The organism is Streptomyces sp. RK62, assembly GCF_018070255.1.
Classification (GTDB): Bacteria; Actinomycetota; Actinomycetes; order Streptomycetales; family Streptomycetaceae; genus Streptomyces; species Streptomyces nigra.
The window spans coordinates 57,450-79,863 of record NZ_JAGPYD010000002.1 but is presented as its reverse complement, the minus strand read 5'-3'; the positions used below and the strand labels follow the sequence as shown (position 1 = coordinate 79,863).

The following is a 22,414-nucleotide window of genomic DNA, read 5'->3' as shown; positions in this document are numbered from 1 at the left end:
GGCTTAGCGCCCAGATTTGACGCGCGGGGAACCACTGTCAAGGGTTCCCGAAGGCATCCGGTGCCTTCGGCCGGGGGGCGCGCGGGGCTCGGACGCCGGGCGCCGGGGAGGCTTGGGGCGCGGGGTGGCTTTCCGGCGCAGGCGGCGTGGGGCCCGGCGCGGGAGGGCTTTCCGGCGCCGGGGGCGCCGGGGCGGGTGCGGGGTTGGGATCGGGTGTGTGGCTCTCGTGTGGGGGCCGGTCCGCGCGGGGGTCCTGTGGCCCCACCTCGATCACGACAGATACGGTTCGTTCCATGCCGGACTACCTCGACGATCTCCGCCTCGCCCACGTCCTCGCGGACGCCGCCGACGCCGCCACCATGGCCCGCTTCAAGGCGCTCGACCTCAAGGTAGAGACCAAGCCGGACATGACGCCGGTGAGCGAGGCCGACCGGGCCGCCGAGGAGCTGATCCGGGGGCAGCTGCAGCGGGCCCGCCCGCGCGACGCGATCCTCGGCGAGGAGTACGGCGTCGAGGGCACCGGCCCCCGCCGCTGGGTGATCGACCCGATCGACGGCACCAAGAACTACGTCCGGGGCGTCCCGGTGTGGGCCACGCTCATCTCGCTGATGGAGGCGGGCGAGGGTGGCTTCCAGCCGGTCGTCGGCGTCGTGTCCGCCCCGGCGCTCGGCCGGCGCTGGTGGGCCGCGCAGGGGTACGGCGCGTTCAGCGGGCGCAGCCTCTCCGCCGCGACCCGGTTGCACGTCTCGCGCGTCTCGAAGCTGGCGGACGCGTCGTTCGCGTACTCCTCGCTCAGCGGCTGGGAGGAGCAGGGGCGCCTGGACGGCTTCCTCGACCTGACGCGCGAGGTCTGGCGCACGCGCGCGTACGGCGACTTCTGGCCGTACATGATGGTCGCCGAGGGCGCGGTGGACCTCTGCGCCGAACCGGAGCTCTCCCTCTGGGACATGGCCGCGACCTCGATCGTCGTGACGGAGGCGGGCGGCAGCTTCACCGGCCTCGACGGCCGCCCCGGCCCGCACAGCGGCAACGCCGCAGCCTCGAACGGCCTGCTGCACGACGAACTCCTGGGCTACCTCAACGGCCGGTACTGAACGCCCTCTTGTTGACCCCCTCTTTACCTGTCACTCTGGGGATCCCCCCACTTGTGAACTTGTGCACCGCCATAGGGCGCGTCCTGCGTCAGGCAGGAGCGGCGGTGCGGGGGCACTTCAGGAGGTGGCTCCATCCATGCTCGTACGAGACGCCATGAGCACCGTGGTCCTCACCATCGGCCCCACCCACACCCTTCGCCAGGCAGCCGCGCTGATGTCCACCCGCCGGGTCGGCGCGGCCGTCGTCCATGATCCCGACGCGGGCGGCATCGGCATCCTCACCGAACGCGACATCCTCAACTCCGTCGGTCTCGGGCAGAGTCCGGACACCGAACGGGTGCACGACCACACCACCGACGACGTCGTCTTCGCCACCCCGTCCTGGACCCTGGAGGAGGCGGCCCGTGCCATGGCGCACGGCGGCTTCCGGCATCTGATCGTGCTGGAGGGCGACGAGCCCGTCGGCGTCGTCTCGGTCCGGGACGTCATCCGCTGCTGGGCTCCGGCCCGCCAGCACGCGCCGGCCTGAGCACCAGCACACGCCGGCCTGAGCACACACGACGGGCCGGACTCCCCCACGGAGCCCGGCCCGTCCGCCGCGGCAAGCGGTCCAGCGCCTTCGGTCAGCCGCGCAGTGCCTGCACGGCGGCCTCCAGCCGCTTGCCGAAGTCCTCGTCGGCCTGACGGAAGTTGTCGATCGCGCGCTCGGCGATGTCGTCGCGCGTCACACCGGAGATGGCGTTCGCCAGGTTCTTCACCAGGCGCTCCTTCTCGTCCTCCGACATCAGCCGGTAGAGGTTGCCCGCCTGGACGAAGTCGTTGTCCTCGGCGTGGACGGGCGTGACCGTCTCACCGGTGACCCCGCCGACCTGCACGGGCTGCCACAGCGGGCGGTCCGTCTGGAAGGGGCCGCCGAAGCTGTTCGGCTCGTAGTTCTTCGCGCCCTTGTGGCGGCCGTCGTAGAGGTGGCCGTCACGGGAGTGGGTGCGCGCCTCGGTGGCGTGCGGACGGTTCACCGGCAGGTGGTCGGCGTTGATGCCGACGCGGTAGCGGTGGGCGTCGCCGTACGCGAAGAGACGGCCCTGGAGCATCTTGTCCGGGGAGGGACCGATGCCCGGCACGAAGTGGGCGGGGCTGAAGATCGACTGCTCGACCTCGGCGAAGATGTTCTCCGGGTTGCGGTTGAGCTCCAGCTTGCCGAACTCGATCAGCGGGTAGTCCGCGTGCGGCCAGACCTTGGTCAGGTCGAACGGGTTGAAGCGGTAGGTCGCCGCCTCGGCCACCGGCATGATCTGCACGGACACGGTCCAGGTTGGGTACTCGCCGCGCTCGATGGCCTCGCGCAGATCGCGCTGGTGCGAGTCGGGGTCCTTGCCCGCGAGGACCTCGGCCTCCTCCGCGGTCAGGTTCTTGACGCCCTGGTCCGTCTTGAAGTGGTACTTGACCCAGAAGGCCTCGCCGGCCTCGTTGTTCCACTGGTAGGTGTGCGAGCCGAAGCCGTCCATGTGGCGGTAGGACGCCGGGATGCCGCGGTCGCCGAACAGCCAGGTCACCTGGTGGGTCGACTCGGGCGACAGACCCCAGAAGTCGAAGACGTTGTCCGCCTCCTGCGAGCCGGTGTACGGGTCGCGCTTCTGGGTGTGGATGAAGTCGGGGAACTTGATCGCGTCCCGGATGAAGAACACCGGGGTGTTGTTGCCGACGAGGTCGTAGTTGCCCTCCTCGGTGTAGAACTTCACCGCGAAACCGCGCGGGTCGCGCACCGCGTCCGCCGCGCCCAGGTTGCCCGCGACCGTGGAGAAGCGCAGGAAGACCTCGGTCTCCTTGCCCACCTCGGACAGGAACTTCGCCCGGGTGTACCGCGTGACGTCGCCGGTCACCCTGAAGGTGCCGTACGCGCCGGCGCCGCGGGCGTGCACCACGCGCTCCGGGATGCGCTCCCGGTTGAAGTGCGCGAGCTTCTCGAGCAGGAGCTGGTCCTGGACGAGGACCGGGCCGCCGATCCCCGCGGTCTCGCTGTTCTGGTTGTCGGCCACCGGAGCTCCGGCCTCCGTCGTGAGCGGTCCCTGGGTCACGTAACGCCTCCTGCTTGGTTCTGGGTGAACCCGACCCTTCCTGTTTCTTGGTCAAGTTCATCACCGATCCTACAATGGACATTGTCTAAGTCAAGTGAAGCTCCAAAGTCACATCTGTTCAGAACCTGGTCCTGGTGCTGTTAAGGTGTCCTCCATGAGTGACCTTCTGGAACGGCTGCGTGGACGCGGATGGCGCATGACCGCGCAGCGGCGTGTCGTGGCCGAGGTCCTCGCCGGCGAGCACGTCCATATGACGGCCGACGAGGTGCACGCCCGAGCTGTCGCCAAGCTGCCCGAGATCTCGCGCGCCACCGTCTACAACACGCTGGGTGAGCTCGTGTCCCTCGGCGAGGTGGTGGAGGTCTCCACCGACAAGCGTGCCAAGCGGTACGACCCGAACGCGCACCGGCCGCACCACCACCTGGTGTGCGCCCAGTGCGGGACGATCCGGGACGTCCACCCCACCGGGAACCCGCTGGCCGACCTCCCCGACTCCGAGCGCTTCGGCTTCTCGGTGTCCGAGGTCGAGGTCACCTACCGCGGCGTCTGCCCGAACTGCTCCAAGGCCTGAGCACGCTCCTGAAGCCCCGGCGCCCCTGAGGTGCCGGGGCTTCGTGCTGCCCGGCCGGCGCGGGGCAGGGGACGGCGCAAACACCAGGTGAAAACACCAAGGGCCGGAATCCCTGAGGATTCCGGCCCTTGGCCTTGAGTAGCGGGGACAGGATTTGAACCTGCGACCTCTGGGTTATGAGCCCAGCGAGCTACCGAGCTGCTCCACCCCGCGTCGGTGAAATGAACACTACGTCAAGGACGCGGACAGAGGCAAATCACTTCAGGCGGACAGTTCCTCCCGCAGAGCGTCCCGCAGGCGTGCCGCGCGCTGCGCGACCTCCTTGGGGCCGAGGGTCACCGCGCGGTCGGCCCAGCGCTGGCCCTCCGCCAGCTCGCCGCGACGCGCGTAGACCAGGGCGAGGCGCAAGGCCGACCGCCCGTGCCCGGCGTCCGCCGCACGGGTCCACCACACGGCGGCCTCGGGCTCGCTGCCCTCCCTCGCCAGCAGCAGACCGAGGTTGAACGCGCCGTTGCGCGAGCCGGCCTCGGCGGCCCTCCGGTACCACTCGGCCGCCTCCACGACGTCACCGCGCGCGGCGGCCAGCATGCCGACCCTGACCTGGGCGCGCCGGTGCCCCTGGGTCGCCGCGCGCTCGTACCACTCCTCGCACTCCGTCTTCTCGTGCACCGTCTCGCCGAGCTCGTGCGCGGGCTCCGGCGGGCGCCGCGCGTCGAGCAGGGTCGCCAGCCGGTACGCCGCCTCGGCACTGCCGGCCCCGGCCGCGCACCGCAGATGCCGCTCGGCCGCGAACTCGTCCCCGTCCCGCAGCCGCGCGATGCCGACCTGCAGCGCCGCCTCCGAGTGCCCGGCGGCGGCCGCGCGCTCGTACCAGCGCAGCGCGGCCTCCTCCTCGCCCCGTCCGGCGTGCAGGATGCCCAGGTTGAACGCGGCGTCCACGCTGCCGGCCTCGGCGGCCTTGGAGAACCAGGGCTCGGCGCCCGCGGCGTCCCCGACCTGGAGCAGCAGGATGGCCAGCGCGTTCGCCGCCTCGCGATGCCCGGCGTACGCGGCCCGCCGGTACCACTGCTCGGCCTGTGCGGTGCGCTTCTGCTCGGCGCACAGCAGCCCCAGGTTGTAGGCGCCGTTCACGTCCCCGGCGTCCATGGCGGCCCGGTACCAGCGCTCGGCGGTCTGCGTCTCGCCCCGCTCGGCGTGCAGCGCGCCCAGGGCGTTGGCCGCGTTGCCGTCGCCGTCCTGGGCGGCCCGCAGCCACCACACGGCGGCGCTCTCGCTGTCCCCGGCGTCGCGCAGCAGGAAGCCCAGCGCGCAGGCGGCCCGCGGCTCGCCGTCCTTGGCGGACGTCAGATACCAGCGCCCGGCCTCCTTGAGCTCGCCCCGCCGCTCGAGGATGGCCCCGAGGTGCAGGGCGGCCCGGCGGTGTCCGCGCGCGGCGGCCTGCCGGTACCACTGCTCGGCCTCCTCCGGCGCGGCCTCGTCCGCGGCGACACCGTTGTCCGGCCCGTCCAGGTCCGTATGGCCGGCCTGACGGTCGAGCGCGCGGGCCAGCCGGTACGCCGCCTCGCGGTGGCCGCGCTCGGCGGCCGCCCGCATCCAGCGCTCGGCGCCGGGGTCGCTGCGGTGCTCCAGCAGATCGGCGAGTGCGTAGGCGCCCAGCGCGTGTCCCTGCTCGGCGGACTGCCGCAGCCAGTACTCGGCGGCGGGCTCGTCGCCGCGCTCGCGGTGGTGCCGGCCGAGCGCGTGCGCGGCCGCGGCCGAACCGGCGACAGCGGCGATCCGCCACCAGCCGGCGGCCTCGTCGGCGTAGCCGCGCTGGTGCAGCAGGACGCCCAGGTTGTTGGCCGCGGCCCGGTCGCCCGCGGCGGTGGCGGCCCGCAGATGGGGCTCGGCGCCGTCGAGGTCGCCACGGCGCAGCAGCATGGCCCCGAGGACGCTCATGGCCTCGACCTCGCCGCTCTGCGCGGCGAGCCGGTGGCGTGCCTCCTCGGCGGCCTCCCCCGCGTCGTCGGCGTCCAGGGGGCGGTCGAGGGCCGGGGTGTCCTCCGGCTGCACCAGATCACTCATCGGCTGCGAGGCGTCCTCCATCGGCTGCACGGAATCGCCCGCCGACTGCGCATAGTCGGCAGGCTGCACAAACCGCCCTGTATCCAACAGAGTTGCCTTGTCCCCCATAACGTCCATCGTCGCACCACCTGCAACCTGGGTACACCTGGTATACCGCAGCCAGTGAGGTCACTTCAGCGTTTTGTCGACATGCCCACAGAGAGACAAGTCAAACACAGACGGCCCAACTCGCCACGGCGGCGCGTCCATCCCGCTGCCCTGCACATGCGTTCGCACACCACGAAGGCCCGGATCCATGAGGATCCGGGCCTTCGCTTGTCGCACGATCGAATCGCCGACTTCAGTAGCGGGGACAGGATTTGAACCTGCGACCTCTGGGTTATGAGCCCAGCGAGCTACCGAGCTGCTCCACCCCGCGCCGTTGTGTTGCAACCGTACCACGGCGCGGGGTGGGCCTTTTGACCAGCTCAGCGCCCTCAGGAGGTGTCTTGCCGGTCATGCCGGGCTCCCGGCATGACCGGCAAGACACCCTAGGTCCCGGTCGGACTGCTGGTCGGCTCGGGACTCTTGCTCGGCTTGGCGTCCGCGTCCCCGTCACCGGATCCGCCGGCGCCCTTGTTCGCGGCGTCCTGGGCGTCCTCGGCCCGCCGCAGCGCGTCCTGAAGGTCCTTCTGCGCCTTGCCGTACGCCTCCCAGTCACCCTTCTTCAGGGCTTCCTGGCCGGCGTCGAACGCCTTCTGGGCGTCGTCGAGCGCTTCCTGGACCGTCGGGTCGTTGGACTTCGGCGGCGGGGTCGTACCGCCGTCGTCGCCCTCGTCCGGCGGCTCGGTGGTCGGGCCCTCGGCTCCGAAGACCTTGTTCAGCGCCTCGTCGAGCGTGTCCTCGAAGGCGGTCGCGCCGCCGTAGGACACCAGCACCTTGCGCAGCAGCGGGTACTTCAGCCCGCCACCGCGGACGTAGACCGGCTCCACGTAGAGCAGTCCGCCGTCCAGCGGGACCGCCAGCAGGTTGCCGTACTCGACCTCCGAGTCGCCGCCTCTCAGCAGCCTGATCGTCTCGGCGATGTTCTGCTCGGAGTTGAACTGGCTCTGCACCTGACTGGGGCCGTTGACCGTGGTGTTGGTCGGCAGTTTCAGAATTCTGATCTTGCCGTAGTCACCGGTCCCCGCCTCCGCGTCGACCGCCATGAACGCGCTGAGGTTGTCCCTGCCGTTCGGCGTGAACGTCGTCGTCAGGGAGAACGCCTGCGCCTGCTGGTCGGGCATCTTCATGCTCAGGTAGTACGGCGGCACCGCGCTGCCCGACTTGTTGGTCGGGTCGTCCGGGACCTGCCAGACCTCGCTGCCGCTGAGGAACGTCGTGGCGTCCTTCACGTGGTAGCGGGTGAGCAGCTCACGCTGGACCTTGAACAGGTCCTGCGGGTACCGCAGATGGGCCATGAGCCCGCTGGAGATCTCGCTCTTGGCCTTCACCGTGCCGGGGAAGGCCTTCATCCAGGTCTTCAGGACGGGGTCCTTGGTGTCCCACTGGAACAGCTTGACCTCACCGGTGTAGGCGTCGACCGTCGCCTTCACCGAGTTGCGGATGTAGTTGACCTGGTTCTGCTGGGCCACCACCGCGCGGTTGTCGTTGGTGGCGGTCAGCGAGTCGGCCGTGGTGTCGCCGAGGGTCGTGCGCGAGGAGTACGGGTAGCCGTTCGTCGTCGTGTACGCGTCGACGATCCACTGGATCCGTCCGTCCACGACCGCCGGGTAGGCGTCGCCGTCGATGGTCAGCCACGGGGCGACCGCCTCGACGCGCTCCTTGGGCGTGCGGTTGTACAGGATGCGCGAACCGTCGCCGATGGCACCCGAGTACAGGATCTGCGGCTCGCCGAACGCCACGGCGTACGCGGCCCGGTTGACCGGGTTGGAGAGGCTGACCCCGCTGTCGCCCTTGTAGCTGTAGGTCTTCTCACCGCTGTCGTCGGAGTAGTCGATCTCCTTCTGGGGACCGCCGACGATCGAGTACATCGTGGTCTTCTCGCCGTAGTAGACCCGCTGCTCGTACGTCCCGAGGTCGCCCTTGGACGGCAGGTCGGACTCGGTGAAATCCGGGCGGCCCTGGGAGTCGGCGTTGGTGCCCTCCGCGGCCACCGCGCCGTATCCGTGGGTGTACCGGAAGTGGTCGTTGATCCAGTTGCGCTTCGGGATGCCGTTGAGGTTGATCTCGCGCAGACCGATGACCGTGTCCTGGTCCTTGCCGTCCTTGCTGTACCGGTCCACGTCCAGGTTGGTCGGGAACGCGTAGTAGTTCCTGATCTGCTGGAGCTGCTGGAACGTCGGCGAGACGATGTTCGGGTCCATGATGCGGATGCTCGCCGTGGAGCCCACGTCGTCGCGCAGCTTGGTCTTGTCCTCGGTCTCGCTGGTGCCGGGGTACTCGGTGACCTGGGTGCCGTCGATGCCGTAGGCGTCACGCGTCGCCTTCAGGTTCTTCTCGACGTACGGCGCTTCCTTGGCCTGCTCGTTCGGCTGGACCTGGAACTTCTGCACGATCGCCGGGTACAGGCCGCCGATCAGGATCGCGGACAGCACCATCAGGCCGAAGCCGATCACGGGCAGCTGCCAGGTGCGCCGCCACAGGGTGGCGAAGAACAGCAGGGCGCAGATGACCGCGATGCAGAACAGGATCGTCTTCGCCGGCAGATAGGCGTTGGCGTCGACGTACCGCAGACCGGTCCAGTTGTCGGTGGCCTTGAAGTCGCTGGACTTGACCGCCAGGCCGTACCGGTCGAGCCAGTACGCGACGGCCTTCAGCGCGACGAAGATGCCGAGGAGGACCGAGAGGTGCCCGGTGGCGGCGGCCGTGGCGCGCGCGCCGGGGCTGGTGATGCGCAGCCCGCCGTACAGGTAGTGGGTGAGCGCGGCGGCGATCACGGAGAGGATCACGGCGGCGAAGCCGAAGCCGAGCAGGAACCGGTACCAGGGCAGGTCGAAGGCGTAGAAGCCGACGTCGAGGTGGAACTGCGGGTCCTTCTCACCGAAGGGCACGCCGTTGACCCACATCAGCCAGGTCCGCCACTGGCTGGAGGCGGAGGCGCCGGCGATCAGGCCGACCAGCGCCGTGATGGCGATCAGCAGCCACTTCTTGTAGGGCGCGATGCCCATGCGGTAGCGGTCGAGGTTCTGCTGCTCCATCGACATCGCGCTCAGCGGCGGGCGCAGCCGGTGGGCCAGCCAGATGTTGAAGCCGACCGCGAGGGCCATCAGCAGACCGAAGACGAAGAACAGTCCGATCTTGGTCCACAGCGTCGTCGTGAACACCGACGAGTAGTTCACCGACCGGTACCAGAGCCAGTCCGTCCAGAACCCCGCGAACATGGTGAAGACCATGCCGAGGACGGCGAGGACGCCCAGTGTCATGAGCAGGGTCCGGACCCGCCGGGACGGGCGGCCCACTCTCATCCGTGGCCCGGTCGGGCCTCCGCCGCGGTCCGGCATCTGGAAAGCCAAGGTTTCGCACCCCGAAGTTCGCTGTTGGTCTGGGTCAGGCCCGCGTCTTCGTGGACCCTCTGTGGCCCCCCGTGATCGCGGGTCCACACCTATGCAACTTACTCACCCTTTACTCGGTTCCCGATTCGGGCCAGGAACGAGGCAGGATTGTGACCATGTCCAACACTCCCATGGCAGCCAACCCGCTGACCCGGGCCGTTCTCGAGATCGACGAGTACGCCTCCGGACTCGGCTGGGACCAGCCCGCCCGCCTCTTCGCCCTCGTCGACACCGCACGGCTGCGAGTCCAGGAACCCGGCCTCGCCGCCCAGCTCGGCCTGGGGGACGAGCAGGAGTCCACCGGCCTGACCCCGATCGAGCAGGACGAACTTCCAACGGGCAAGCAGCTCGACGAGTTCCTCGGCACGATCGCCTGGCCCGACGCCGTCACCGGCTGCGCGCTCACGGTCGAGCGCCTCATGCTGCCGCCGTCCGCCGAGGCGCAGGTGCCGCAGGGCCTGAGCGATGCCGAGCTGACGCGCTGGGTGGCGGAGCACCCAGAGCGTCAGGAGGTCCGGATGACGGTGGCGGTGCTGCGCGACGGCAGCCGTGAGTCGGCGCTGCGGCTGCGCGAGAAGGACACCCCGACGGAGGTCCTGACCGGTCCCGAGCTGGTGCCCGGCCTGGCGCAGGCGCTGGCGGCGACGTTCGAGGACTGAGGACCTCGGGATACGACGGCGGGGCGCCCCCTCATTCGGGGGGCGCCCCGCCGTCGTAGGTGCCGGACCGGGTCAGCTCCCGGTGGTGCACTTCGGCAGTCCGGCGGTGTCGCCGGAGCGGATGTCCTTCAGGGCGCCGAGCGCGTCGTCGATGGTGTCGACCTTGACCAGGGTGAGCCCGTCGGGGACGTCCCGGGCGGCGGTGGCGCAGTTGTCGGCGGGGGTGAGGAAGAACTGGGCGCCCTTGTCGCGCGCGCCCACGGTCTTCATCTCGATGCCGCCGATGGGACCGACCTTGCCCGCGTCGTCGATGGTGCCCGTGCCGGCGACGAACTTCCCGCCGGTGAGGCTGCCCGGCGTCAGCTTGTCGTAGAGCCCGAGCGCGAACATCAGGCCCGCGCTGGGGCCGCCGACGTCGGCGAGCTTGATGTCGATGTCGAACGGGAAGGTGTGGTCGGTCCCGGCGGAGATGCCGACGATGGCGCGCTTGGCGCCGCTGTCGTCGGACTCGGCGGTCCTGATCGTCACCTTCTCGCTGCCCTGCGGCATGCGGCGCTCCTTCTCCGCGGCGGCCTGCTCCTTGGCCGGGACGATCGTGAAGACGACGTCCTGGCCGGGCTCGTGCTTGGTCACCAGGTCGGCGACGTCCCCGGGCTTCTTCACGGCGGTTCCGTCGACGGCCTTGATCACGTCACCGGCGTGCAGCTTGCCCTCCGCCGGGCTGCCCTTCACGACCGTCGAGACGATCACCCAGCTGCGCACCGGGATGTCCAGCGCCTTCAGGGCGGCGACCTTCGCGCTCTCCTGGGACTGGCTGAACTCCTCGGCGTTCTCCTGGGTGGACTCCTCCTCCGTCTTGCCGTCCGGATAGAGGGTGTCGTGCGGCACGACCTTGTTGTCGTGCGCCAGCCAGCCGTAGACGGCCTCCACGAGGTTCATCCGGTAGTCGGCGCTCGTGACCCGCACGGTGGTCATGTTGAGGTGGCCGCTCGTCGGATAGGTCTTGCGCCCGGAGATCTGCAGCACCGGCTCGCCGTCGTGCTCCCCCAGGGTGTTCACCGTGGGCCCCGGGGACATCTCGGCATACGGCACGCGGATGAAGACCCCCGCGCACAGGAGCGCGATCAGCATCAGAGTGGAGGCGAGCATCGTCGCGGTGCGGCGTGGCATGGCACGACAGTACGTGACAGTCCTGTCAGAGCCCCGTCAGGGCCGGGATCCGGACCACGCGGGCGCCCTGGGGCGCCGGTGATCAGGTCCGGGACGGGGGCTTCTCCATGGCGGCGCGGAACCGCGCGTACCCGTCGAGCTCGGGCCCGTCGCCGCGGGTTCTGCGGGTCCTGTTGGCCCAGCTCCCCCACAGGCCGGCGCCGATCGCGGCCCCGAGCGGAATCAGCAACCAGGCGAGCGCCGTCATGCGCGCCTCCCGTCCCCAGAGCGAACCGCAAACTGACTGATCAGCAGATTAACCGCTGGCACTGACAACGCTCATGCCCGGGGTGCGGTTACGCAAGCCGAGTGGGGTGGACGGGTCCCCGGAGGCCTCCGGCGGACGGGTCGGCGGGCGCGGACGATCAGCCGGCGCGGACGGGTCAGCAGGCGCCGACCCACTCCTCGGTGCCGTCCGAGAACCTCTGGTGCTTCCAGATCGGCACCTCGTGCTTGAGGTCGTCGATCAGCTTCCGGCACGCCTCGAACGCCTCGCCGCGGTGGGGGCAGGAGACGGCGACGACGACGGCGAGGTCACCGACCGCGAGGTCGCCCACGCGGTGCACTGCGGCGAGCGCCCGCACCGGGAACCCGGCGACGACCTTCTCCGCGATCCGGCGCATCTCGGCCTCGGCGCTGGGATGGCACGAGTACGTCAGCGCGTCCACGTCGGCGCCCCCGTCGTGGTTGCGCACGGTGCCCACGAACAGCGCGGTCCCGCCGGACGCGTCGTCCCCGACGGCCCGGAAGACCTCGTCCACGGAGAGGGGTGTCTCACGGATGCCGATGAGCTTGACCGGGTCCTGAGCGCCCTGCTCACCGGGGTGATCACTGGTAGGTGCCATGCCCCCATCGTGCCCCACGCGCGCGAGGGCGGGGAATAGCGTCATCGCCCGGCACACGCGTGTGGCTCTTTGGAGCCTCCTACAGACGGCACGGGGCCGTCCGGGCGCGGTCAGATCCGGCGGCGGGCCTTGCGCGCCCTGCGGACCACCGCCGCGGCGCCCAGCAGCGCCACCGTCGCACCCGCGGCACCGGCGGCCGTCGCATCCTTGCGGCCCAGGCGCCGTCCGGCGACCGTGTGCCGTCCGGAGACCTCCTCCAGCAGCTCCGCGAGCACCTCCTCGTTGGTCCACTGCGGCCGCCACCCGGCGTCGTGCAGCCGGCTCCCGCTGACCACCCACGGGTACATCGTGTAGGCGAGGTCCCCCGCCGGCGACGGCGTCAGGCCGATGCGGTGCAGCCGGGCCGCCGCGCCGAGGGCCACCGCGGACGGCAGTTCCATCCGCCGGATCCCGCTGAGTTCCTCGACCTCCTCCTGCTCCAGCCATCCGTCGCAGCCGACGGCCAGTTCCCCGTCGACCTTCTCCAGGACGGCGTACTCCAGGGCGCCGCACAGGTCCTCGACATGGCAGAACTGCCAGGCGGGCCGCGACCCGGCGACCACCAGCAGCCGGGGCGACTCGAAGTACCTGGTCAGCGCGGTGTCGGTGCCGCCGACCAGGACCGCCGGGCGGACGACCGTGACATTGAGGCCCGGGTGGGCGCGGGGGGCGCGGCGCGCCAGGCGCTCGATCTCCAGCAGATCGCCGACGCCGGTGGCCTCGGCGGTCGCCCGCAGCTCGGCGTCCTCGGACAGCGGCAGCTCGTTGTCCGGCAGGGCGCCGTAGACCATCGCGGAGGTGCACAGCACCACGCGGTGCACTCCGGCGGCCGCGGCGGCCGTCAGGACGGTCTGGGTCCCCCGAACGTTGTAGGCGGTCCGCGCGGCGGGATCCGTCTCCAGATCGAGGTCGAGCGCCAGGTGCACGACGACGTCGGCGCCGCGCAGCTTCTCCGCGATGGCCGGGTCACGGACGTCCAGGATGTGCCACTGCGCCTCCGCGCAGTCGCCGCGCCGCTCGTCGATCGCGATGACCTGCTTGACCTCGTCGGAGGCGACGAGCCGCTCCGTGAGCAGGGCACCGACGCCGGACGCGGCACCGGTGACCGCGACGACGGGACCGCGCACACCGCGCGCGGGAGGGGTTGACCGGTTTCGCGCTGCGCGAACCTGCGGATCGGGGGAACTCACCGGGCGTCTCCAGCGGTTGTCTTCAGTACGAGCGTGAGTGACGCGTACGTACCAGGTGGCATCCATCCTGCCGCAGGCCGAGAGTCGGCGAAGCACCGAGGCCCGATCGGGCACAGGTGTCTACGCTGGGTGGTGTTATCGGGCAGTCGTGCCGCCGGCGCCAGCCGGTGGCCTTACCAGCCGAGGAATCCCGTGAGTGACACCCCATTCGGATTCGGCCTTCCGCCGGAGGAGCCGGACGACGGCGACGAGGGCAAGAAGAAGGACCAGGAGAGCGGTGGTGGTCAGGGACCGTCCAACCCGTTCGGCTTCGGGCTGCCCGGTGCCGGAGGCTTTGGCAGCCCGGGCGCCGACAATCCGTTCGCAGCGATGTTCGGTTCTCTGAGCCCCAACGACCTGGGCGCCGCCTTCCAGCAGCTCGGCCAGATGCTCTCCTACGAGGGCGGCCCGGTGAACTGGGACATGGCCAAGCAGATCGCCCGCCAGACGGTCTCCCAGGGCACGGCGGACGGCACCAAGGACGCCAGCGTCGGCCCCGCCGACCGCACCGCCGTGCAGGAGGCGGTCCGCCTCGCCGACCTGTGGCTCGACGACGCGACGTCGCTGCCGTCGGGCGCGGGCACCGCCGTCGCCTGGAGCCGCGCGGAGTGGGTCGAGGCGACCCTGCCCGCGTGGCAGGAGCTGGTCGACCCGGTGGCCGAGCGCGTCGGCAACGCCATGGGCGATGTGCTGCCCGAGGAGATGCAGGCCATGGCCGGCCCGCTGATCGGCATGATGCGCTCGATGGGCGGCGCCATGTTCGGCACGCAGATCGGGCAGGCCGTGGGCGTGCTCGCGGGCGAGGTCGTCGGCTCCACCGACATCGGCCTGCCGCTCGGCCCGGCCGGGAAGGCCGCGCTCCTTCCGGTCAACATCGAGTCGTTCGGCAAGGACCTGAGTGTGCCGCAGGAGGAGGTGCGCCTGTATCTGGCGCTGCGCGAGGCCGCCCACCAGCGGCTCTTCGCCCATGTGCCGTGGCTGCGCTCCCATCTGTTCGGCGCGGTCGACGGGTACGCGCGCGGGATCAAGGTCGACACCGCCAAGCTGGAGGACGTCGTCGGCCAGTTCGACCCGCAGAACCCCGAGCAGCTGCAGGACGCGCTCCAGCAGGGCATGTTCCAGCCGGAGGACACCCCCGAGCAGAAGGCCGCCCTTGCCCGTCTGGAGACGGCTCTGGCGCTGGTCGAGGGCTGGGTGGACGCGGTGGTGCACGCGGCCGCGAAGCCCCGTCTGTCGTCCGCGGACGCGCTGCGCGAGACGCTGCGCCGCCGTCGTGCGTCGGGCGGTCCGGCCGAGCAGACCTTCGCCACGCTCATCGGGCTCGAGCTGCGTCCGCGCCGGCTGCGCGACGCCTCCCGGCTGTGGGCCTCGCTCACGGACGCGCGCGGTGTCGACGGCCGGGACGCCCTGTGGCACCACCCGGACATGCTGCCGACGGCGAGCGACCTGGACGACCCGGACGGCTTCGTGCACCGCGAGCAGATCGATTTCTCCGAGCTCGACAAGATGCTCGGCGAGGCGGCGAGCGGTGGCGGCTCCACGGGCAAGCCGGACCTGAGCAAGGGCCCCGAGGACGGCGAGGACCGCCGGAAGGACGACGACGGCGAGTGAGCCTGTACGACGACGCGGTCCTGGTGCTCAAGGGGTACGAGGACCAGAGCGAGCTGCGCCAGGTCTACCTCGACCATCTCGCGGCGCACCCCGACGGACTGTGGAAGGCCTGCTCGGACGGCCATATCACGGCGAGCGCCCTGGTGGTCGACCCCGACCGCGGACGGGTGCTGCTGACGCTGCACAGAAAGCTGCGGATGTGGCTGCAGATGGGCGGCCACTGCGAGCCGGGCGACGCGACCCTGGCGGCGGCCGCCCTGCGCGAGGCCACCGAGGAGTCCGGCGTCACCGGTCTGACGCTGCTGCCTGGCGGCCCGGTGCGCCTCGACCGGCATCCCATCCCGGCGCCCTGCAACTGGCATCTGGACGTGCAGTACGCCGTCCTCGCGCCCTCGGACGCCGAGCACGCGATCAGCGACGAGTCACTGGACGTGCGCTGGTTCGCCTACGACGAGGTCCCGGACGTGGCGGACGAGTCGGTCGTACGGCTGCTGGAGGCCACGCGCGCGCGGCTGTGAACGCGTGAGGGGCGACCGCCGGGCGGTCACCCCTCACGCGTGCGGGCCGGTGCCCGGTCAGCTCCAGACGTTGCCCTGGTTCTGACCCCGGGCGCCCTGCTGGCCCATGCCGTACTGGGCGGCGAGGCCGGAGCCGATCTGGGCGTTCTGCGGCGGCAGCAGCTCGCTGGGCTGGACCAGCGCGAAGCCGGTGCCCATGAAGCTGAGCTCCCAGCCCTCACCGGTGTTGCCGCGGCGCCGCCACACCCCGGAGGAGTGCGTCTGCGCCTGCATCTGCACCCGCAGCCCGGTGGACCAGGCCACGATCGCGTCGGCGTCGCAGTTGACGTACTTGTCGGGCGTCACCTGCATCATCAGCGGCATGCCGGAGGTCATCAGGGCGACCTTGCCGCGGCCGGTGATGTTGAGCTGGTACTTCCCGGAGCCGGAGATGCCGTAGAGGCTGTCCACGGCGATGACCTCGTGGTGCAGCGAGGAGTCCATCGCCAGCACATAGCTGCTGTCGACGGTCAGCCCGTCCTGGTCGACGTCCACGAGGTGGACGTGCTGCTTGAGGTTGGCGAGGTAGACGACGCCCTGTCCGTGGCAGCGCATGAGGTCCAGGCCCTCACCGGTGCGCGCCCGCGAGCGTGACTGCTGGTTGCTCTGGAACTCGGCGTCGAACTCGACGAGTCCCTGGTAGGCGACCATCGTGCCCTTGCGGGCGAGGACGTCGTCGTGACCCTCCAGGGCGACGCGGAGCATCTGCTTGTTCTGCAGGCTCCAGCGGTCCTGGGTCTGCTGGTCGTTGTAGGCGAAAATCGGGCTCTGCATGGCGTTCTTCGCTCCCCCTCAGCCCCGGACCCGGAGGCGGTCGGTACTGTCCTCGCTCGGCTGGACGACGACGATGCCCTGGCCGGAGAAGGCCATCTGGTAGGCCTCGCCGCTGCCCCGGCCGATCAGGGACTGCGCCTTGAAGCTGCGCTTGCCCTTCACCTTGAGGTTCGGCGACCAGGCGACGAGCGCGTCGGGGTCGACGTACGTCTCGTCCTCGCCGCCGCCGCAGTCGACGACGATCGGCTTGCCCCGGGAGGTCAGCGCGACCCAGCCCTGGCCGGAGATCTTCGTGTTCCACAGGCCCTGCCCGGCGAACTTCGCCAGGCCCTTGACCCGCTCGACACCCCACGTCAGATGCGCGTCGAAGGCGAGCAGATTGGTGGCGTTGACGGAGATGCCGTCGCCGTTGAGGTTGATCACGACGACGTTGGCTCCGTAGTCGGCGAGGTAGAGCAGGCCGTCGCCGGAGCACTTCATCAGCGGCGCGCCCTCACCGGTGAGCCAGTCCTTGGCGATCTGGCGGACGGCGGGCGGGTTGGGCTCGTACTGGACGAAGCCCTCGTAGGCGACCATCGAGCCCACGCGCGCGAGGAGGTCGTGCCCGGTCTGCATGGCCACCTTGACCATGTGGTTGCCGTGGTTCTCCATGCGGGCGGTGACGGGTGCGGGGGCGTAGCCCGCGAGCGGCTGGTTCATGACGGGCTCTCCCTCAGATCTCGTACGGCTGGACGACGACGAAGCTGCCGGGCGCCGCCCGGAACTGGAGGTTCACGCTCTCGCCGGTGTCGCCGGGATAGGCGTTGCGGCGCATGCGCACCTGGCTGGAGACGACCACCTGAGCGGCGGACGACCAGGCGACGACGGCGTTGCAGTCGGCGAACGTCGTGGGCGTGACGGGCAGCACCACGGGGGTGCCGTGCGTCTTGACGACGATCGTGCCGGTGCCGGTGAACTGCATCGTGAACAGCGCGCCGCCGGGGATGCCGTGTCCCTCGATCCGGCGGACCTCGTACTGCAGGCCCTCGTCGAAGGCGAGGACGTTCTCCGCGGAGACACAGATGCCGTCGCCCTGGAGTTCGATGGGGTGCACCATCGTGTTGTCCTCGGCGAGGAACACCTGGCCCTGGCCGGTGCAGCGCATGAGCTGCATCTCCTGGCCGGTCGCGTTGCCCACGATCCGGCCGGAGAAGCCGGCGCCCTTGTAGCTGAAGTCCACCTTGCCCTGGTAGAGCACCATACTGCCCTGGCGGGCCAGCACGGGCTGGCCTCCGACGCCGAGGTCGACGCGGACCATCTTCTTGTTCTGCTGCGTCCAGCGCTGTCCGGTCGGCGTCTCCTTGAACTGCTGGAGGGCCGCGGCGACACCGGGCGCCTGGGGGGCGCCGTGCGGGACCTGGCCGGGCACCTGACCGGGGATCTGGCCCGGGACCTGCCCGTACGCGGGCGGCTGCTGGCCGTATCCCGGGGGCGGGGTGGGCTGTCCGTAGCCGGGCGGCGGGGCCGGGGCCTGGGGTGCCTGCGGCGCCTGCGGGTAGCCGTAGCCGGGAGGCGGCGGCGCGGAGGGCTGGCCGTAGGGCGCGGGCGCCGGGGCGGGCGGCGGCGGGGTGCCACCGGGCGGCGTCATGGGCGCGACGATCGTCGGCTGGGCGTGCACCGACGGCGCCGGGGCCGGAGGCGGGGGCGTGGCACCGGGCGGGGGCGCGAAGCCCTGGGCGGCCGGAGCCGGCGCGGGGGCCGGCGGAGCCGCGGGCTGCGGGACGGGAGCCGGCGCGGGCGCTCCTGCCGGGGCGCCGAAGGCGGGCGCCGGGGCGGCCTGGGCGGGCGGCGCGAAACTGGGCGCGCCGGCGCCGGCCTGAGACTGCGGCGGGGCGGCGGCGGGCGTCTCCTCCTCCATCACCTCGCCGCCGAAGTTCCTGAGCAGCGCCTCGAGGCCGCCGTCGAAGCCCTGTCCGACGGCGGCGAACCGCCAGACGTCCTTCAGATAGAAGTCGCCCAGCATGACGGCGCGTTCGGTGGTGAACTCGGAGCCGGTGAAGGAGTACCGGGCCACCTCCTCGCCACCCGCGACGATACGGATGTAACCCGGGCCGACCTGCGACATCTGACCGTCGCCGTCGAGCGTCGCGGTGAAGGACAGCTTCTGGATCTGCGGGGGGATCTTGTCGAGTGTGACCCGGAACGACTCGGTGTCACCGGCCTGCGCGCCGAGGATCTGGATGGCCTCCTCGGGGGACTTCGGCTGATTGAAGAAGATGAAGTAACGGTCGTCGGAGAGCCGTTCGTCGGCGTCGAGACCGAAGCAGCTGATGTCGAAGGTCAGCCCTGGGCCACCGATCTGTACACCTACGTACAGATCCGTGCCCGCCGTGAGATCACTGATCCTGGCCTTGTGGCCGCGTTGGAATTCCCTGGCCATGCGTAACGACCGTCCCCCATCCCGAAGTGAGTGCGTCGCGACAGGCTAACGGCAAACTCGGACATCGGACGAAGCCGGTACAGACCCGGTACACAACCCTTCCACGACCGAATCGGGGGCGTCGTCTGCGGACACCTGCGCGTGCGCCGCCTACTCGCCCCGGGCGGCGGGCAGATGGGGCAGCCGCTCGGCGGCCACGACGCCTTCGAGGTAGCCCTTGGCGCGCTCGGTGCGGGGATACGCCTCCAGCAGCCGCCAGAAGCGGGGCCCGTGTCCGGGGACGAGGAGATGCGCGAGCTCGTGCAGCAGGACGTAGTCCACGACGTACTCGGGCATTCCCTGCAGCCGGTGGGAGAGCCGGATGCTGCCCTCGGCGGGGGTGCACGAGCCCCAGCGGGTGTTCTGGTTGGTGACCCAGCGGACCGAGTCGGGCCGCGCCCGGCCGTCCAGATACTGCTCCGACAACCGGTCCGCGCGCGTGGACAGTTCGGCGTCGCCGAGGACCTTCTTGCTCTCCTGGGCGGCCAGCTTGTCGAGCATGACGCGCACCCAGCGCTGCTCCTCCGCCTCGGACATTCGGGCGGGGATGAGCACGATGGTGCGATCGCCCTCGCGGTACGCCGAGACCGTCCGGCGGCGCCGGGCGCTCCTGCGGACCTCGATCGCGTTCGCCCCCGGGCCGCTCAGGGGCGGGCTCGTCGTACTGCGCTGTGGCGTTCCGGCGCGGTGCAGTGGGTCGGCGGACACGCCCCGACGTTACCCGCTGTGGCGGGGGGAAGTCCCGACTCCGGGACGGTTCGGTTCCGATCCCCCACGGCCCGTCCGATTTGTACGACGAATATCCACTGCCTGTGGACAACTTTCGGCACCGATCGGCGTGACCGTGCATTCTGGCGGACGTCGGGGACGCCACGACCGGGCTCCCCCGGCACACGGGGACGCACCATCACGACGGCTACGGGGGCCTGTTCATGCGCACTGCACCATCGACGGATACGACGGATACGACTGAGACGACGGATAGGGCGGATGAGGCGGAGGCGGACAGGGCGGAGGCCGGGGTGGGGCTTCCGCTGGCGCCCTTGCTGAAGCCCGCGTTGCGGCGCGCCTGGCGCGATCTCAATACGGTGCAGTTCGGGATGACTCCGGCGCACGCGCTGACGCTGGGGCCGATGGACACCGCGACGGGCAGCTTCCTCGATCTGCTGAACGGCACCCGGGGACCGGAGTTGCTCCGCGAGGAGGGCCGGCGGATGGACCTGCCCGACGGGCATGTCGACGGGCTGCTGCGACGGCTCGCGCGGGCCGGTCTGCTCGACGACGCCCGGGGCGGCGGGCCGGGGGGCGACCTGCTACGGCGCAGAAAGGCCGTCCTGGACCGGCTCCGTCCCGATCTGGCCTCGCTGTCCCTGACCACCTCCGACCCGGGCGAGGCGATCGGCCGCCTCGCCGCCCGGCGTGCCGCGCGGGTGCAGGTCCGGGGCGCGGGCCGGGTGGGCGCGACGCTCGCCTCTCTGCTGGCGGGCGCCGGGGTCGGTGAGGTGGACGTGCGCGACATCGGGCGGGTCGAGCCGGGGGACGTGACGCCGGGCGGGCTGCCGGCGGAGACGGTCGGCGACCGCAGGGACGAGGCCGCGCGCAGGGTGGCCCGCCGGCATGCCCCGGACCGCCCGCCGCGCCGGGACACCCGCTCCCCCCGCGGACAGGACACCCAGGGCCACTCGTTGGTGATCATCGCCCCGCGCGACGACATCGGCGTGCACGCCCCGTCACCGTCCGCCGCCGAACCACTGATCGACTCCGGTACGCCCCATCTGTACGTCGGCGTGGTCGAGGGAACCGGTGTGGTCGGCCCCCTCGTCCTGCCCGGCGAGACGGCCTGCGCGGGCTGCCTCGACGCGGACCGCACCGACCGCGACCCGGCGTGGCCGCGTCTGGTCGCCCAGTGGCGGTCGGGCCGGGGCAGGTCACGGCCGGTGCCACCCTGCGATCTCGCGCTGGCCACCACGGTCGCCGGACTGGCCGCCGCGCACGCCCTCGCCTTCCTCGACGGCCGGATCCCCTCGACGGCGGGTGCGCGGTGGGAAGTGACACTACCCGGTCTGACCTGGCACGCCCGTCCGATCTGGGCGCATCGTGCCTGCTCGTGCGGTGCCGCGGACAAAGGTGAGGGGGAACACCCCTCCGCGAAGGCGGGGTCGCACGAGACAATGGCGAGGGAACGGCCGTCGAAGACGCCACGCCGCGAGGGGGGCACCGCACGGCCGGCTCGGATCTGGAGGGCGCATGTCTGATCTTCCGCGCAAGGCGGTCACCCGCACCGCCAAGCTCGCCGCGCTCCCGCTCGGCTTCGCCGGGCGGGCGACCTGGGGACTCGGCAAGCGGATCGTCGGTGAGTCCGCGGAGATCGTCGGCCGCGAGCTGCAGCAACGGACCGCCGAGCAGATGTTCAAGGTCCTCGGCGAGCTCAAGGGCGGCGCCATGAAGTTCGGCCAGGCGCTGTCCGTCTTCGAGTCCGCCCTGCCCGAGGAGATCGCCGGGCCGTACCGCGCGGCCCTCACCAAGCTGCAGGAGGCCGCCCCGCCGATGCCGACGCGCACCGTGCACGCGGTGCTGGCGGAGCGGCTCGGCGAGGACTGGCGCGAGCTGTTCCTGGAGTTCGAGGACAAGCCGGCCGCCGCCGCCTCGATCGGCCAGGTCCACCGGGGCGTGTGGCACGACGGCCGTGAGGTCGCGGTCAAGGTGCAGTACCCCGGCGCCGGGGAGGCCCTGCTGTCCGACCTGAACCAGCTGAGCCGCTTCGCCCGGCTCCTGGGTCCCCTGATCCCGGGCATGGACATCAAGCCGCTCATCTCGGAGCTGAAGGACCGCGTCTCCGAGGAACTGGACTACGGCCTGGAGGCGCAGGCCCAGCAGGCGCACGCGGAGGAGTTCGCGGACGACCCGGACGTCGTCGTCCCGGCGGTCGTCCACCAGAGCGACGAGGTGCTGATCACCGAGTGGATGGACGGTGTGCCGCTCTCGGAGGTGATCTCCGACGGCACCGAGGAGCAGCGCGACCGCGCCGGTCAGCTCCTGGCCCGGTTCCTCTTCTCCGGCCCGGCCCGCACCGGCCTGCTGCACGCCGACCCCCACCCGGGGAACTTCCGGCTGCTGCCGGGCGACCCGGACGGCCACGGCGACTGGCGGCTGGGTGTGCTGGACTTCGGCACGGTCGACCGGCTCCCGGGGGGTCTGCCGACGCCCATCGGGGAGTCGCTGCGCATGACGCTGGACGGCGACGCGGACGCGGTCTACGAGATGCTGTGCGGCGAGGGCTTCGTCAAGGAGACGATCGCCCTGGAGCCCGAGGCCGTCATGGACTACCTGCTGCCGATCATCGAACCGGCGCAGGTCGAGGAGTTCACCTTCACCCGTGGCTGGATGCGCAGTCAGGCGGCCCGGGTGGCCGACCCCCGCTCCCCCGCCTACCAGCTGGGCAAGCAGCTCAATCTGCCGCCCGCCTATCTCCTCATCCACCGGGTGACGCTGAGCACCATCGGCGTGCTGTGTCAGCTCGGGGCGACCGTGCGGCTGCGCGAGGAACTGGAGGAGTGGCTGCCGGGGTTCGCGCCGGAGGACTACGACTACACGGACGAGGAGGACTCGGCGGCGGAGGCCTGAGCCGGGGGCCGCACGGGCTGCGCGGGTTATACGGGCTCCTCGGCCCACACGGGCTGCCCGGCCTACACGGGC

19 protein-coding genes and 2 tRNA genes are annotated in these 22,414 nt (G+C 71.2%); 8 read left to right on the top strand and 13 right to left on the bottom strand.

Annotation, left to right across the window (positions count from 1 at the left end; translation table 11 throughout):
• Positions 1 to 293: 293 nt before the first annotated feature.
• Both hisN and KBY32_RS04095 read left to right on the top strand, forming a co-directional pair.
• Complete coding sequence (gene hisN, locus KBY32_RS04100; RefSeq protein ID WP_108708594.1) at positions 294 to 1,094, top strand: histidinol-phosphatase; 801 nt, start codon at positions 294 to 296, stop codon at positions 1,092 to 1,094.
• Positions 1,095 to 1,230: 136 nt separating this feature from the next.
• Positions 1,231 to 1,623 carry a cyclic nucleotide-binding/CBS domain-containing protein gene (locus tag KBY32_RS04095; RefSeq protein ID WP_115507498.1) on the top strand — a complete coding sequence of 131 codons (393 nt, stop codon included), beginning with the start codon at positions 1,231 to 1,233 and terminating at the stop codon, positions 1,621 to 1,623.
• A 94-nt stretch (positions 1,624 to 1,717) separates the two neighbouring features.
• On the opposite strand, the gene KBY32_RS04090 is transcribed toward KBY32_RS04095, so the two are convergent.
• A complete protein-coding gene (locus KBY32_RS04090; protein WP_210978919.1) occupies positions 1,718 to 3,169 on the bottom strand; it encodes a catalase in 1,452 nt (483 codons plus the stop codon).
• Positions 3,170 to 3,323: 154 nt separating this feature from the next.
• Between KBY32_RS04090 and KBY32_RS04085 the strand changes: the two genes are divergently transcribed.
• Positions 3,324 to 3,740 carry a Fur family transcriptional regulator gene (locus KBY32_RS04085; RefSeq protein ID WP_055624170.1) on the top strand — a complete coding sequence of 139 codons (417 nt, stop codon included), beginning with the start codon at positions 3,324 to 3,326 and terminating at the stop codon, positions 3,738 to 3,740.
• A gap of 139 nt (positions 3,741 to 3,879) precedes the next feature.
• Here KBY32_RS04085 and KBY32_RS04080 read toward each other — a convergent pair.
• The 4 genes from KBY32_RS04080 to KBY32_RS04065 form a co-directional block, all read right to left on the bottom strand.
• Positions 3,880 to 3,953, bottom strand: a tRNA-Met gene (locus tag KBY32_RS04080).
• A 48-nt stretch (positions 3,954 to 4,001) separates the two neighbouring features.
• Complete coding sequence (locus tag KBY32_RS04075) at positions 4,002 to 5,804, bottom strand: tetratricopeptide repeat protein (RefSeq protein ID WP_374224899.1); 1,803 nt, start codon at positions 5,802 to 5,804, stop codon at positions 4,002 to 4,004.
• Positions 5,805 to 6,148: 344 nt separating this feature from the next.
• Positions 6,149 to 6,222, bottom strand: a tRNA-Met gene (locus KBY32_RS04070).
• Positions 6,223 to 6,334: 112 nt separating this feature from the next.
• Entirely contained in the window at positions 6,335 to 9,286 is a 2,952-nt protein-coding gene (locus tag KBY32_RS04065) for a UPF0182 family protein (RefSeq protein WP_210979161.1), read from the bottom strand.
• Between the two features lie 167 nt (positions 9,287 to 9,453).
• Between KBY32_RS04065 and KBY32_RS04060 the strand changes: the two genes are divergently transcribed.
• A complete protein-coding gene (locus KBY32_RS04060; protein ID WP_055624184.1) occupies positions 9,454 to 9,996 on the top strand; it encodes a PPA1309 family protein in 543 nt (180 codons plus the stop codon).
• A gap of 72 nt (positions 9,997 to 10,068) precedes the next feature.
• Here the strand turns inward: KBY32_RS04060 and KBY32_RS04055 are convergent, their stop codons facing one another.
• The 4 genes from KBY32_RS04055 to KBY32_RS04040 all read right to left on the bottom strand — a co-directional run bounded on the left by KBY32_RS04055 (position 10,069) and on the right by KBY32_RS04040 (position 13,279).
• Positions 10,069 to 11,166 carry a PDZ domain-containing protein gene (locus KBY32_RS04055; protein ID WP_055624172.1) on the bottom strand — a complete coding sequence of 366 codons (1,098 nt, stop codon included), beginning with the start codon at positions 11,164 to 11,166 and terminating at the stop codon, positions 10,069 to 10,071.
• 82 nt (positions 11,167 to 11,248) lie between these two features.
• Positions 11,249 to 11,413: a hypothetical protein gene (locus tag KBY32_RS04050; protein WP_164492349.1), complete on the bottom strand. Its 165-nt coding sequence runs from the start codon at positions 11,411 to 11,413 to the stop codon at positions 11,249 to 11,251.
• A gap of 175 nt (positions 11,414 to 11,588) precedes the next feature.
• Positions 11,589 to 12,050, bottom strand: coding sequence for a molybdenum cofactor biosynthesis protein MoaE (locus KBY32_RS04045; RefSeq protein ID WP_108708589.1), 462 nt, complete (start codon positions 12,048 to 12,050; stop codon positions 11,589 to 11,591).
• 110 nt (positions 12,051 to 12,160) lie between these two features.
• On the bottom strand, positions 12,161 to 13,279 hold the full coding sequence (locus KBY32_RS04040) for an SDR family oxidoreductase (RefSeq protein WP_108708588.1): 1,119 nt from the start codon (positions 13,277 to 13,279) through the stop codon (positions 12,161 to 12,163).
• 192 nt (positions 13,280 to 13,471) lie between these two features.
• Between KBY32_RS04040 and KBY32_RS04035 the strand changes: the two genes are divergently transcribed.
• Both KBY32_RS04035 and KBY32_RS04030 read left to right on the top strand, forming a co-directional pair.
• On the top strand, positions 13,472 to 14,929 hold the full coding sequence (locus KBY32_RS04035) for a zinc-dependent metalloprotease (RefSeq protein ID WP_210978917.1): 1,458 nt from the start codon (positions 13,472 to 13,474) through the stop codon (positions 14,927 to 14,929).
• Positions 14,926 to 15,447, top strand: a complete 522-nt coding sequence (locus KBY32_RS04030) for an NUDIX hydrolase (RefSeq protein ID WP_210978916.1) — start codon at positions 14,926 to 14,928, stop codon at positions 15,445 to 15,447. The genes KBY32_RS04035 and KBY32_RS04030 overlap by 4 nt, the downstream gene beginning before the upstream one ends.
• 57 nt (positions 15,448 to 15,504) lie before the next feature.
• Here the strand turns inward: KBY32_RS04030 and KBY32_RS04025 are convergent, their stop codons facing one another.
• From KBY32_RS04025 to KBY32_RS04010, 4 genes are all read right to left on the bottom strand, one after another.
• Positions 15,505 to 16,260 carry an AIM24 family protein gene (locus tag KBY32_RS04025; protein WP_115507492.1) on the bottom strand — a complete coding sequence of 252 codons (756 nt, stop codon included), beginning with the start codon at positions 16,258 to 16,260 and terminating at the stop codon, positions 15,505 to 15,507.
• A gap of 18 nt (positions 16,261 to 16,278) precedes the next feature.
• Entirely contained in the window at positions 16,279 to 16,959 is a 681-nt protein-coding gene (locus tag KBY32_RS04020) for an AIM24 family protein (RefSeq protein ID WP_055624178.1), read from the bottom strand.
• A gap of 13 nt (positions 16,960 to 16,972) precedes the next feature.
• On the bottom strand, positions 16,973 to 18,679 hold the full coding sequence (locus KBY32_RS04015) for a TerD family protein (protein WP_210978915.1): 1,707 nt from the start codon (positions 18,677 to 18,679) through the stop codon (positions 16,973 to 16,975).
• A 150-nt stretch (positions 18,680 to 18,829) separates the two neighbouring features.
• On the bottom strand, positions 18,830 to 19,426 hold the full coding sequence (locus KBY32_RS04010; RefSeq protein WP_055621917.1) for a M48 family metallopeptidase: 597 nt from the start codon (positions 19,424 to 19,426) through the stop codon (positions 18,830 to 18,832).
• 326 nt (positions 19,427 to 19,752) lie between these two features.
• Here KBY32_RS04010 and KBY32_RS04005 point away from each other — a divergent pair, with 326 nt between their 5' ends.
• Entirely contained in the window at positions 19,753 to 20,973 is a 1,221-nt protein-coding gene (locus KBY32_RS04005; RefSeq protein ID WP_210979160.1) for a TOMM precursor leader peptide-binding protein, read from the top strand.
• Positions 20,966 to 22,342 (top strand): AarF/ABC1/UbiB kinase family protein, encoded by a 1,377-nt coding sequence (locus tag KBY32_RS04000; protein WP_210978914.1) that lies wholly within the window; start codon positions 20,966 to 20,968, stop codon positions 22,340 to 22,342. Before KBY32_RS04005 ends, KBY32_RS04000 begins: the two co-directional genes overlap by 8 nt.
• Positions 22,343 to 22,414 lie beyond the last annotated feature (72 nt).